The sequence below is a fragment of the Mycobacterium sp. NGS64 genome (assembly GCF_059812245.1).
The window spans coordinates 22,230-35,005 of sequence record NZ_JCALCI010000007.1; the positions used below are offsets into that span (position 1 = coordinate 22,230).

8 protein-coding genes are annotated in these 12,776 nt (G+C 70.5%); 3 read left to right on the top strand and 5 right to left on the bottom strand.

Annotation, left to right across the window (positions count from 1 at the left end; genetic code table 11):
- Positions 1-126 precede the first annotated feature (126 nt).
- The 3 genes from AC5Y4S_RS24570 to AC5Y4S_RS24580 all read right to left on the bottom strand — a co-directional run bounded on the left by AC5Y4S_RS24570 (position 127) and on the right by AC5Y4S_RS24580 (position 5,145).
- Positions 127-858, bottom strand: coding sequence for an RsmA family anti-sigma factor (locus AC5Y4S_RS24570; protein WP_500035203.1), 732 nt, complete (start codon positions 856-858; stop codon positions 127-129).
- Positions 819-1,463, bottom strand: a complete 645-nt coding sequence (gene sigM / locus AC5Y4S_RS24575; RefSeq protein WP_500035204.1) for an RNA polymerase sigma factor SigM — start codon at positions 1,461-1,463, stop codon at positions 819-821. Before sigM ends, AC5Y4S_RS24570 begins: the two co-directional genes overlap by 40 nt.
- Before the next feature lie 73 nt (positions 1,464-1,536).
- Positions 1,537-5,145 (bottom strand): lipid II flippase MurJ, encoded by a 3,609-nt coding sequence (locus AC5Y4S_RS24580; protein WP_500035205.1) that lies wholly within the window; start codon positions 5,143-5,145, stop codon positions 1,537-1,539.
- Positions 5,146-5,243: 98 nt separating this feature from the next.
- On the opposite strand from AC5Y4S_RS24580, the gene AC5Y4S_RS24585 reads away from it, so the two are divergent.
- A complete protein-coding gene (locus AC5Y4S_RS24585; RefSeq protein ID WP_500035206.1) occupies positions 5,244-6,428 on the top strand; it encodes an RNA-guided endonuclease InsQ/TnpB family protein in 1,185 nt (394 codons plus the stop codon).
- A gap of 50 nt (positions 6,429-6,478) precedes the next feature.
- Here AC5Y4S_RS24585 and AC5Y4S_RS24590 read toward each other — a convergent pair whose 3' ends face one another.
- On the bottom strand, positions 6,479-8,866 hold the full coding sequence (locus AC5Y4S_RS24590; RefSeq protein WP_500035207.1) for a hypothetical protein: 2,388 nt from the start codon (positions 8,864-8,866) through the stop codon (positions 6,479-6,481).
- The gene (locus AC5Y4S_RS24595) at positions 8,863-9,597 is read right to left on the bottom strand and encodes an NUDIX hydrolase (protein ID WP_500035208.1); all 735 of its coding nucleotides are present in this window, start codon (positions 9,595-9,597) and stop codon (positions 8,863-8,865) included. Before AC5Y4S_RS24595 ends, AC5Y4S_RS24590 begins: the two co-directional genes overlap by 4 nt.
- Before the next feature lie 111 nt (positions 9,598-9,708).
- Between AC5Y4S_RS24595 and AC5Y4S_RS24600 the strand changes: the two genes are divergently transcribed.
- Entirely contained in the window at positions 9,709-11,151 is a 1,443-nt protein-coding gene (locus AC5Y4S_RS24600) for a CCA tRNA nucleotidyltransferase (RefSeq protein WP_500035209.1), read from the top strand.
- Between the two features lie 71 nt (positions 11,152-11,222).
- Positions 11,223-12,671, top strand: coding sequence for a MinD/ParA family ATP-binding protein (locus AC5Y4S_RS24605; RefSeq protein ID WP_500035210.1), 1,449 nt, complete (start codon positions 11,223-11,225; stop codon positions 12,669-12,671).
- Positions 12,672-12,776 lie beyond the last annotated feature (105 nt).

The window sequence follows — 12,776 nt, forward strand, 5'->3', positions numbered from 1 at the left end:
CAGCGTAGGCGTAGGTGTTCCCGGGTGTCGGGCACCACACTAGGCGTGATGGCGGCGACCCGCCCCGCCCGGCTGCGCCGCGCTTGCGATCGCCGCTGGGTGTCATGGCGGCGACCCGCCGCGCCGCTAGCCCCGCGGGACCTGCGTGTTGGCCAGCAACCCGGTATCGGCGGCGCTGCAATTCGGCGCCACCGCGAAGACCGCCAGATTTTCGGGCGTGTCGCCGGGCAACACCAGCAGCACCCCGGGGCGGGCGTTGATGTCGACCGGTCGCGCGCCCAGCACCTGCGTGGACGCCGGGTAGCCCAGGCCGCTGAGGCAGGACGCGCGCAGCGCGGGGTCGCCGAGCGGGCCGTAGTCCGGGCTGCGGTGGAGCAGTCCGAGGATCTCGGGCTGTGACAGCGGAATCGTCGGCGGCGGCGTCGACACCGTGATGTGCTCGGCGGTGGCCGGGGTGCTCGGGGCGGGCTCCGGGGCGCTGATCAGTGCCACCGTGCCCACGCCGACCGCCGCCAGCACGGCGCCCACGCCGAGAATGCCGGCGACCACCCTGGCGGGCCCCAGATGCGGCCGGGCTGCGTGCGCGACACCGGTTTGATCGGCCGACCGCAACGCCGCCGAGATCCGCGCGGTGACTTCGGCGGGCACCTCGGGCGCGGACGCCGGAGCGGCGCCCAACGTCGCGACGTCGCAGCGCACCTGGTTCAGCGCGCGCAGCATGTCCTGCGCCTCCGGGTCTTCGCGGACGCGTTTACGCACGCGGGCCGCGGCATCGTCGTCGAGCAGACCGGCCTGAAGGTCGGCCAGCAGCTCGACGGTCAGGGGCGGCTCGGCGGCTTCGTCGTCGGGTTCACCCATCCGCCCCAGTGTCCGTCATGCGCTGCTTGACGGCCATCGGTGGGCCCCGCGTCGGGACCGGTATCGAGGTAACCGAGCAGCTGGGCGAGGCGTACCCGGGCGCGGGAACACCGGCTCTTGACGGTGCCCTCGGCGACGCCCAGCAGCGCGGCGGTGTCGGCGACGGAATAGCCCTGCATGTCCACCGCAACCACCGCCGCCCGCTGCTCGACGGGAAGGCGCATCAGGGCCCGTTGCACCACGATCGCCGTCTCGACCTGCGCGGTGCGATCGGCGACGGGGTGCACGTCCTCGAGCGGGGCCGTCGGGTGGGCCTTGGTGCGGCGCAGCCGGTCCAGGCACGCGTTGACCACGATGCGGTGTAGCCAGCTGCCGACGGCCGCGTCGTGCCGGAACGATCCCGCCCCGCGATGTGCCGAGAGCATCGCGTCCTGCAGCGCGTCCTCGGCGTCCTCGCGGGTGCGGGTGGTCAGCCGGGCCAGCCGGTGCAGCTGGCGTTGATGACGATGGAACAACTCGGCGAACGCGTAGCGGTCGCCGGCTACGTGGGCCGCGAGCAGTTCGGCGTCGCTGCGTTCGCCCTTGCTGTTCCCCCCGAGACCCACGGCCGGACACTAACTAATCGGTGGTCGCGCGGCACTTCACCAACGCGGGGGCTGTGGGCGCCCGCGATCTCGGTCAGGAGGCCGCCTGGACCGTGACTTCCGAGAAGCTGGCCTGGCTCTTGCCGTTGGTGGTTCCCAGCGTGGAGATCCACACCAACACGTTCGACGTTGCCGAACCGCCCCGAACGGGGATGACGTTGTGACCGGGCTTGAGCGCGAACGCCGGAGCCAGCACGGTGGTGTCTTCAAGCTTGGACGGCGCCGCGGTCGAGGCCGAGCGAATCTCAACCTTGGTGCCGCTGCTCGGGGTGTCGATGGTGACCTGACCGACCACGGTGGGGTTGGGCAGCTGCAACATCAACCCTTCGCCCTGTTTGAAGGAGGGGAACGGGACGGCGTCGGTGTAGACCTCGCTGGACCAGGCGGTCGAGGGGTCGCCGTCGATCGCCTGCCCGGCCTGGCCGGGGTTGTCGGCGTCTCCGTCGGGGGAGTAGACCGTCGCCTTTGTGGGTTTGACGACGCTGCCGGCGGCCGCGGAACTGGGAGCAGACGACGACGCCGACGACGACGGGCCGTTGAGCCCGAGCTCGTCTTTGTTCAGGCCGCCGCCGACGTTGCCGAAGATCTTGCTCACCACCGAGGCCAGCACCAGCAAGGCCACCACGATGACGGCGACGGCGGCTCCGACTCCGATCAGCACGTTGCGGCGCCGGCGCGCGAAGGTCGCGTACTCGCGGCCGGGGGACAACCTGGTGGTGGGAGGCACCGCGGGCGAATCGTCGATCGGGCCGAGCACCTCGGTGCGATCGGCCACCGCGGTCGCCTGCTGCAGCAAGTTCAAAAGGGTTGAGGCGCTTCGGATTCCGCCATCTTCTTGAACCGCCCGCACCGCGACCGCGGACACCTGGAACGGGATCTCGCGGTCGACCACCATGGGTTCGACGGGATTCCCCGACGAATCGCGCTCGGCCGGCGCCAGCCCGCTGCGCACCCCGGATTCCGGCAGCGGCCACCGATTGACCAACAGCGCATACAGGGCGGCGCCGATTCCGCGGATGTCCTGTTGCGGGTTGCCGTCGGGCATGGTCGCGGGGTAGGCCAGCACCACGTCGCCCTCGATGCTGACGCGCACCCGGCTGGGGTGGTCGATCGACAGGGCGACCCCGGCGCGGTGGGCAGCGTCGGCGGCGGCGGCCAGCGATTGCATCGCGCGGACGGCGCCGATGGGCGACGGTGCGGTGTCGGCTACCTCCTGCAGCGAACCGCCGCGGATCCACTCCGAGACGACCAGCCCGCCGGAGCCGGTGTGGACCACGTCGAGCACGCGGGCGATACCGGGCTTGTCGATCCGGCTCAGCCGCAGGGTTCGGGACAAGATGTCCTGCAGCACCTCGCGGGGCAGGGCTCCGTCGGGATCGACGAAGGTCAGCGCCACCTGCCGGTCCAGCTTGGTGTCCAGCGCCTGCCAAAACTGCAGCGGGGGTGCGCCGCCGTGGAAGACCAGCAGCCGATACCGGCCCCCGGCGATGCGGGCGCCCGGGACGAGGTGCACGTCGTCCCCGGCCCCGCCGGCGGTGTCGATCGACAGGTCGCCGTTCAAACGGTCGGTCGGGCGCGGCGCCGGCCGTTCATGGGCCGGGCCGGGCGGAATGTCGGGCTGGAAGTCGTCGGCGACGGGGCGCGGAGTCTCGGCGCCTGACCCCAAATCGGATCCAGCGCTGGATGCGCTCTCCAATGGGCGGTCGGTCACCTCCGGTCCTTTCGCTACTCGGGCGCTGGCTACCCGCTCCGGAGGCCTGCGCCGGATCGGCTCCTGGACCGCACTTCCCCCCGGCGGGGACGAATTCCTCTGCTCAGGGTACGTGACGTGGCCCGGCCGAGACGATCCCTGTTGTCCGGCCGATTTGCGCGAAGCTACCGCGACGCGCGGGCCGCGGCGAGAAAAGCGGCGCCTGAGCGCGTCAATCGCCGCCTGCGCTTCGGGCACCCGCGCACGGACCATGACAGCGGCCATGATCGGCAACATGATGATCGCCAGGACCAACAGCCGCAGCAGCGAGCCCACGCCGCCGTGGGCCGTCAGCCGGGCGAGCCCGAGCAGCCGATCGGCCACATGCGCGACGAGGCCGGCCAGCATCGACGCGACGATCGTCACCAGGATTGTCCGCACCGCCCCGACGTCGATCAGGTGGCCGCCCTTGGGCAGCAGCGCCCGTCGCAGCAGGTAGTAGCCGACGATCGCGCCGGCCAGGAAGCCGATGCCGTTGGCCAGGCCGAGGAAGCCGGCCACCAGCTTGGGGTCGTGGGTCAGGTGGGGGGCCAGCACCGAGCCGACGATCTTGACCGCGGTAATGACCAGGATGAGCACGATCGGCGTCCAGGGTTGTTCGCGCGCGTAGAAGACGCGCAGCTGCAACAGGACCAGGCCGTAGGGGATCAACGTGAACGCCGACAACGCGATCGCGGCGCCCAGGTAGCCGGCGTCGACTTCCCCGAAATGCCCGTAGGCGAACAGCGCGCTGCCGATCGCCGGGCCGCCGACGGTCATGAACGCCACGATCGGGATGAGCGTGACGAGCGTCAGGCGGGTCGCCAGCGACAGGTCGGCCAGCACTGCCTGGGTGTCATCGGCGGCGGCGTTGCGGCTCAACCGCGGCATCACCACCGTCAGCACCGTCACGCCGATCATGCCGTACGGCAGCATGAGGACCAGCCAGGTGTAGTTGTAGATCACCGGGCCGGAGGCGGCCGCGGTGCTGGCGATCTGGTTGGCGACCACCAGCCCCAGCTGACTGATCAGCACGTAGAGCCCCATCGCGGCGGCCATCGTGCCAAAGGTCTTGAGGCGCTTGTCGATTCCCCACAGCGGGCGCAGGCTCACGTGTTGGCGGCGCAGGGCGATCAGCAGGACGGCCGTCTGCGCGAACACGCCCAGCGTGGTGCCGATGCCGAGCACCAGCAGCTTGGCGTTGCCCATCCGAACGGGGTCGACGGACAGCTCGCCGGGCACGGCCACGTACACGCCGAGGGTGGCGAGCGCCACGAGGTTGTTGACGACTGGCGCCCACGCCGTCGGCCCAAACACGTTGCGCGTGTTCAGGATCGCCATAAACACCGAGGTGAGCCCGTAGGCGAGCACCTGCGGCAGCAGCAGGTAGGCAAAGGCGGTGGTCAGTGGCTCGTTGACTTGCGGGGCGCGGCCCAGCATCAGGCGCGCCAGCAGGGGCGCGGCCAGCACCGACAGCGCGGTGACGACCAGCAGCATCGCCGTCGTCAGTGTGACCAGGCGCCGCACGAACGCCGCGCCGCCGTCGGCGTCGCCTTGCTCGGCGCGGGCCAGCACCGGCACGAAGATCGCGGTGAACGTGGCCTCGAGTACAAGCGCGGCTATCTGGTTAGGCAGCTGGTTTGCCACGGAGAAGGCACTGGACAGCGCCGCACCGAGGATCGCGGCCAGCAGGACTATCCGGGCGAAGCCGGTGAGGCGGCTGATCAGCGTCGCGAACGCCATCGCCCACGACCGCGACACCAGCGCGGCGTCGGACAGCTCGGGTCGGCGCCGAGCGAGCTCGGGCACCGGCGGCAGGGGACCGGTCGGTGGGCCCGGGCGGGCGTGGCGCGGCCCCGCCGGCGGGCGCTGTGGTGGCGGCTGTGGGTGGGTCCGCCGATGGGCGTGATCCATCAGTTTTGCGGTGTGGAAACCCGCGGCTCTAGCCGGGGAAGAAGAGGCCGCATTCCTCCTTTCGGCAGGTTGTCGGTCGTCGTTCGTAGGTTGTTGGCGTGTCCAGATTTCGGTTGCTTCCCAGCCCTGAGCAGGCGACGGCCTTGGCTGAACACTGTCGTCACGCCCGGTTTGTCTGGAACATGGCCGTCGAGCAGCAGCAGCACTGGCAACCAGGCCGTCGGGCGCCGGGCTATAACGAGCAGTGTGCCCAGTTGACCGCAGCCCGCGCCGAATACAACTGGCTGGCAGCCGGATCGCAAACCGTGCAGCAGCAAGCGCTCCGCGACTTCGCCCAAGCAATGCGGAATTATTTCAATGGCAGCCACCGCCGCCCAACCTGGCGCAAGGCCGGCATTCACGAAGGATTTCGGCAGGTCGGAGTCAAACCGCGCCACCTCAAACGGCTCAACCGCCGCCACGGGCAGATATGGATACCGAAGATCGGTTGGATGCGGTTCCGGTGGACCCGTGCCATTCCCGCCTCGGTGAAGTCGTACCGCGTCACCCTGGATCGATCGGGACGCTGGCACATCGCTTTTGCTGTGATCCCCGAACCGATCTCGGGACCCAGCGATGGCACTGTTGTCGGTGTCGATCGCGGCGTGGCGGTCTCGGTTGCGCTGTCCAGCGGAGAGCTGCTGCGCGCTCCCGGCCTTGGCGTGGGCGAGGCCAAGCGGCTCCGCAGACTGCAGCGGCGGCTGTCCCGGGCGCAACGCGGATCGAATCGGAGGGCGCGAACGAAGCGGGCGATCGCGCGGTTGCGGGCCCGCGACGCCGATCGCCGTCGTGATTGGGTGGAAAAGACCACCACCGATCTGGCTAGCCGCTTCGACACCATCCGCGTCGAGGACTTGAATGTGCGGACGATGACCCGCTCCGCACGCGGGACCCGCGACCGCCCGGGCACCAACGTCGCGCAGAAACGGGGCGTTAACCGTGAGATCAGCCGGCAGGGGTGGGGGCTGCTGGTGGCCCGGCTCAAGCACAAGGCGTCGGGGCGGCTCGACTTCGTCCCGGCAGCGTATACGTCGCAACGATGCTCGCACTGCGGGCACGTCGCGCCGGAAAACCGCAAGAGCCAAGCGGTTTTTCAGTGCGTCGCCTGCGATGCGGGCCCGTGCAACGCCGACGTGAACGCCGCACGCAACATCGCCGCCGGACGGGCGGTGACAGCACGGGGAGACCTCGGCACCTGCCGGTCTGCGAACCGTGAACCTCAACTCTGCTCTCCTGCTGCCTAAGTGCGACGGGGAAGGGTTGGAATCCAACGGCCTGAAGCCGACGGAGGACGTCAAACGCGGGGCTTGTGCTCGACCCGATCGTCGATCTCGTCGTGCAGGTCGGCGGATCTGGGATGGGGCGGATCGGGGCGGTCCAGGTCGGCGCGGTCGGGCTGGCCGCGGAACCGGTGCCACAGCCGGCGACCGGCCAGCAGCACCAGCACCGCCGCCGCGCTGAGCGTGATCGCGAACAGCACCTTGCCGTACGCGTTGGAATGCACCGACAACCGCACCGGCTCGCCGAGCCGCATGCCGTCGGGGGTCCGCAGCGTCACATCGACCGCGACGCGCTGGGTGAAGTTCACCTCGATCGGCACCCGCAGCGGCAGGTAGCCCGGCGGCAATTCGATCTGGCCGACGTCGGTTACCGTCATGCCCGGCGGGGCATCGACCTGCAGCCGCACCCGGATGGGCACCGCGAGGCCGTTGTGCAGCGCCAGCGGCAGCGGGCTGTGCTCGGTGGCCAAGGTGTAGGAGCCGCCCGGGTTGACGATCGTGACCGCACCGAACAAGTCGCTGATCGTCTTGCCGACCACCGCCAGGCGCTGCTGGGCGAGCCCGTTGCGGGTGTCGGGCGGTTCGGATTGGCTCAACGCGCGCAGCATGTCCTCGCGCAGGGGCGCGGTGTACTGGATGCCGGTCAGGCCGGTGCGCTCGTCGGTGCTCAGCGCGGAGGTCAGGCCCCACAGCCGGCCGACCTGGGCGGCGATGTTGGCGGTGACGTCGTCGGTGAACCGGCCACGCGCGGAGCCGTCGTTGGCGGCCTGCTCGGGCGGTTCGGTGCGGGCCGCGGCCTCGGCGATGACGGCGGGCAGCGGCCGCGGCACCGCCAGCCCGGACCGGATGCTGGTGGCCAGCGCGGTCAGGATCACCTGCGCGTCGTCGGCCTGCAGGTTCCACGTCGCCGGCGGCACCAGCAGCTGGGTGCGCGGGGCGGCGTCGGGTTGCAGCGCGTGCCAGAAGATCGAGCCCAACGCGTCCTGGCGCCGGGCCGTGTTGGAGTCGTGCGAAAGACGGACGGTCAGCGAGGAGTCCAGGTAAGTGGGGGCGATCGGGTTGTTGCCCGCGCCGGCGAGCGCGGCGCCGACAGCCGGGTCGAACGGCGCGACCACCACCTGAGGGGACAACCGCCGGGGCGCGGTGTCCAGGCCGGCCGGATTGTCGGTCGTCGAGTCCTGGGCGGACAACTCGCCCGCGGCGATCGCGACCGTGCTGTCATCGGCGCTGAGCAGGCTGACGGTTCGGCCGGTCAGCGGGCCGTCGGGCAGCAGCGTGGCCCCGCGGGTGGACTGGACGTCGAGGATGCGGTCGACGATGCCGCCGACGCTGTTGGTGGCGGCGGCGCTCAGCCCGGGGTCGTTGACGCGTTGCAGGGCGTCGAGGTCGGCCTGGGCGTAGGGCAGCGGCGCCACGCAGGTGCGATGGGACAGGGCGCGCAGCCGGTTCAGCCACTCGGTCGCGGCGGCCTGGCCGGTGCCCGGGTGGGTCGGGGTGCCCGGCAGCTGGGCGGGCCCGTCGGGCGAATTGGACACCACGTAGCCGCCGGTCATGGCGTTGACGGTGACCAGCAGGTCCGGGTCGACGGCCAGGCACAGCGCATGGCTGACGGCGCCGTCCGGGTCGACGTCGTGGCTGGTGGCGACCTCCGCGGCGGCGAGCAGGATGTCCAACCGCCCGCCGGTCGCCAAAGACGTGGCCAGGTCGTCGTCGACCAACCGGACCGGAATGGTGCCGCCGGGCACGCCGGGGGACAGCCGCGGCCGATCGGCCAGCGGCCACAGCATCGTGATCCACACGGGTTTGGAGGTGTCGGGCGCGACGGCGGAATTGACGTCGTCGGCGTGATCGGGCGGCACGCCGAGCACGGGCAGCAGGAACCGCGCGTTGTCGAGGCGGGCCGGGGCGCCGTAGTCGGGTGTCCCGTTGACGTTGACCAGGACGGGGTAGATCCCGGGCTTCTCCATCCCCAAAGACGGCTTGGTCAATGCGCGCAGTGGGGCCGACAGGGTGAAGCTCACTTCCTGGCCGCGCTGCAGTTCGGGGGCCACCGTGAGGAAGTCGGCGGCCGGCTGGTACTGGTCGGTGCTGCCGTCCAGCGAGGTGCGCAACGCCGCGGAGTCGTTGACCGCCGGCGCGTGCTCCAGCCGGACCATGACGTCGCGGACCGGGCGGTCACCGATGTTCGTCACCATTCCACTGACGGTGACGACGGGTGGGCTTGTCGTGGTGACCACGTCCGGGGTCACCTGATCGATGCGGACCCGGACGAAGGGCGTCTCCCCGGGTTCGCCCGCGGCCGCGCGCGGGGTGGGCCCGGCGAGCACCGCAAAACCGGCCACGATGCCAACCACTGCGGCGAGGCGCACGAGGCCGGCCCAGCAGAGTCGGGGAGCCGTCACGGCCCTGGCCCGTGACCGTTCTTCCGGCCCGCCACGGGCTTGTCGGAATGCCGGGTCCGTGAATGCGTTTGCGGGCGTCGCCGCGGCGAGCTCGGCGGCAGCGGCGGAAGCGCGGACGGGCCGTCGCTCTGCAGCTTGTCGATCAGCTCGTCGGCGACCTGGGCCAGGCGGCGCTCGTCGGCGTAGGCCAACCGGGACGGCAGCTCGCCGATCGGCACCCACGCCACCTCGGCGACTTCAAGGTCCTCGTCGGAGAGCTCGCCGCCGGAGAAGCGCATCAAATAGTGGTGCACGGTCTTGTGCACCCGGCGGCCATCGGTGACGAACCAGTAGTCGATGCGCCCCAGCGCGGCGAGCACGCTGCCGCGAATACCCGTTTCCTCGGCGACCTCACGGATGGCGGTCTGCTCCGCGGTCTCGCCCATCTCTATATGTCCCTTGGGCAGCGACCACAGCATCCGCCCGCGCCGATCGACGCGGCCGATGAGCGCGGCGACCTGCTCGTCGCGCGGCCCGTCGATTCCGTCGATGACGAGCCCGCCGGCAGAGGTTTCGTGGACGGTCTTGAGTCGATCGGGGACGCCGCGGGATGGCCGGGACCGCCGGGATTTGGAGGGCGACGAGTCGCCGTTCGTCTGGGGATCCTTGGGGGTTTCGGCCGCGGCAGCCGCGCCACGACGCCGACGCCGACCCCGGCGTCGACGTGGTTTGGCTTGTTCGGCGTCCGACACCCAAGCGATAGTAGCTGGCACGGGCTGGTCTTCCCGAGATACTCGCCGCTAGTCGCCGTCCGGCGGCGCAGGGTCGGTGTCGGCCGCGTCACCCGACTACGCTGATCGAACGTGCCTGACGCCGCCCAGGATGCCAACCTGCTGACCGCTGCCGCGGTCGCCCTGAACAAGCACGCCTTAGTGCTGGGTGAGCTGGGCGCGCTCTTCGATGCCGGCGGTCACGAGCTGTACCTTGTCGGCGGTTCGGTGCGAGACGCGTTGCTGGGCAGGCTCAGTCCCGACTTGGACTTCACCACCGACGCCCGCCCGGAGCAGGTCCAGGAATTGCTGCGGCGCTGGGCCGACGCGGTGTGGGAGACGGGCATTCAGTTCGGCACCGTCGGCGTCGGCAAGGGCGACTATCGGCTGGAGATCACCACGTTCCGCGCCGACGCCTACGACCAGGTGTCACGCAAACCCGAGGTGCGCTACGGCGATCGCCTCGAGGACGATCTGGTGCGCCGCGATTTCACGGTGAACGCGATGGCCGTGCGGGTGCTGCCGACCGGCCCGGGCGAATTCCTTGATCCCCTAGGCGGTTTGGCGGCGCTGCGCCAGCGCGTCCTGGACACCCCGGCCGCGCCCTCGGTGTCCTTCGGCGACGACCCCTTGCGGATGCTGCGCGCCGCGCGGTTCGTCTCGCAACTCGGTTTCACCGTCGCGCCGCGGGTGCGGGAGGCGATCGACGAGATGGCGCCGCAGCTGGCGCGGATCAGCGCCGAGCGGGTGGCCGCCGAGCTGGACAAGATGCTGCTCGGCGACGACCCGGTGGCCGGCATCGACCTGCTGGTGGAGACCGGGATGGGTGAGGTGGTGCTGCCCGAGGTGGGCGGCATGCGGATGGCCATCGACGAGCACCACCAGCACAAGGACGTCTACCAGCATTCGCTGACGGTGCTGCGGCAGGCCATCGCGCTGGAGGACGAGGGACCGGACCTGGTACTGCGCTGGGCCGCACTGCTGCACGACATCGGCAAGCCGGCGACGCGGCGGCACGAGCCCAACGGCGGGGTGAGTTTTCACCACCACGAGGTGGTGGGCGCCAAGATGGCCCGAAAGCGGTTGCGCGCGTTGAAGTATTCCAAGCAGATGGTCGACGACATCTCGCAGCTGGTGTTTCTGCACCTGCGGTTCCACGGCTACGGCGAAGGCAAATGGACCGACTCGGCGGTGCGCCGCTACGTCACCGACGCGGGGCCCCTGCTGCCGCGGCTGCACAAGCTGGTTCGCGCCGATTGCACGACCCGCAACAAGCGCCGCGCCGCCCGCCTGCAGGCCAGCTACGACCGGCTGGAGGAGCGGATCGCCGAGCTGGCGGCCCAGGAGGACTTGGCGCGGGTGCGCCCCGACCTGGACGGCAACGCGATCATGGAGCTGCTAGGGATCCCGGCCGGCCCGCAAGTCGGCGAGGCGTGGCGGTATCTCAAGGAGCTGCGCCTGGAACGCGGACCGCTGTCAACCGAGGAGGCGACCGCCGAGTTGCTGTCCTGGTGGCGGTCGCGCGGGAACGCCTGAAAGGCCCGACTGCGGCCGCCGGGCATAAAATGCAACGCGGATGCCGGTCTTTGTCCTGATTAGGAGGCCATATGACCGAACGTACAGGCGCAAATTCCGACGATCATGCGAGTTCGCCTGCGGTTCCCGCCGGCCCGCCCGAGGCCGTAGCAAACGGGTCCGGGCCGGTGCCTTCGCGCCCACAGGACGACAAGCCCGACAACGGGGCTCCCGCGGCGGAGACGCCAAACGACGCCCCCTATCAGTGGCCGGACCAGCCCGCGTTCCGCCACGGCGGGCCGCTCGACGAGACCGCCGCGCTGTTCGACCGCTCCAGGGCGCCGGGCCCGACACGTGGACGGGGCCGCGAATCCGTGCCTGCCCCGGGCAGACCGGAGGCCGGCCAGTACGGGGGCCCGCGACCCGACGGATGGGCCTCAGCCCAGCAACCGCCGGCGTCGGGCGCCGCCTCGCCGCCGCGGCCGGATGTCCCCGCTGACCCCCCCGGCCCGGCATGGCCCCAACCGCAGCAGCAGCCGGCCGCGCCGCCGACGGGCAGCACTGGCTGGGGTCAAGTCCAGCGTCCGCCGCCGCCCTTGAATTATGTCGACAGCATCCGCCGCAGCGACCTCGTGCCGACCCGGCGCATCCCGCCCGGCCGCGGCTGGCGCAAAGCCGTTTACGTCGCCAGTTTCAAGCTGATCAATCTGGGCTGGTCCCCCGACGAGCGTTATCAGGCCGAACTGGAAGCCAAGATCCGGACCCTGTTGCGCGGCACCTACAAGATCGGCGTTCTGGGCAAGGGCGGGGTCGGCAAAAGCACCATCGCCGCCAGCGTCGGGTCGGTGTTCGCCGAGTTGCGCAACGACGACCGCGTGGTGGCGATCGACGCGGACACCTCGTACGGCAAGCTGGCCAGCCGGATCGACCCGTCGACGGCGAGCTCGTACTGGGAGTTGGCCTCCGACCGGCATCTGTTCTCGTTCGCCGACATCCGCGCCCGGGTGGGCAGCAACAGGGCCGGCTTGTTCGTGCTGGCCGGGGATGCGGCCACTGCGAGTCGCCGTGTGTTGGACCCGGCGATCTACCGGGAGGCGACGACGCAGCTCGACAAGCACTTCACCTTGTCGATCGTCGATTGCGGATCCAGCCTGGATTCGCCGGTGACCCAGGAGGTGCTCGCCGGTGTTGATGCGCTGATCGTGGTGTCTTCGCCGTGGTATGACGGCGCCTCCGCGGCGGCACAGGCCCTGGATTGGCTGGCAAACCATGGGTTCAACGGTTTGCTGCAGCGCACGGTGGTGGTGGTCAACGATTCCGACGGGCACGCCGCCAAGCGCGACATCGCACTGTTGGTCCAGCGGTTCGGCGGGCGGGGCCAGAAAGTGATCGAGATGCCCTTCGACGGGCATCTACGCCCCGGTGGGGTGATCGACGTCAAGGACGAGGTCAACCGGACAACCCGGCGGCGCCTGTTGGAACTGGCCGCCGCGTGCGCCGAGCATTTCAGCACGACCGCCGGCCGGCCGCGAGGACTGTGATAGCTGACACCACCGAAAAGCGCCTTTCGGGCGTTTGTGCCTGTGGCGCCGGCGCCGCGCGACGGCCTATCATCGAAAGATTCCAATGGTCTGAAGTCCGCCCAG

Coding starts and splice junctions, on each gene's coding strand:
- AC5Y4S_RS24570 (WP_500035203.1), bottom strand. CDS start 858: ATGGGTGAACCCGACGACGAAGCCGCCGAGCCGCCCCTGACCGTCGAG.
- AC5Y4S_RS24580 (WP_500035205.1), bottom strand. CDS start 5,145: ATGGATCACGCCCATCGGCGGACCCACCCACAGCCGCCACCACAGCGC.
- AC5Y4S_RS24605 (WP_500035210.1), top strand. CDS start 11,223: ATGACCGAACGTACAGGCGCAAATTCCGACGATCATGCGAGTTCGCCT.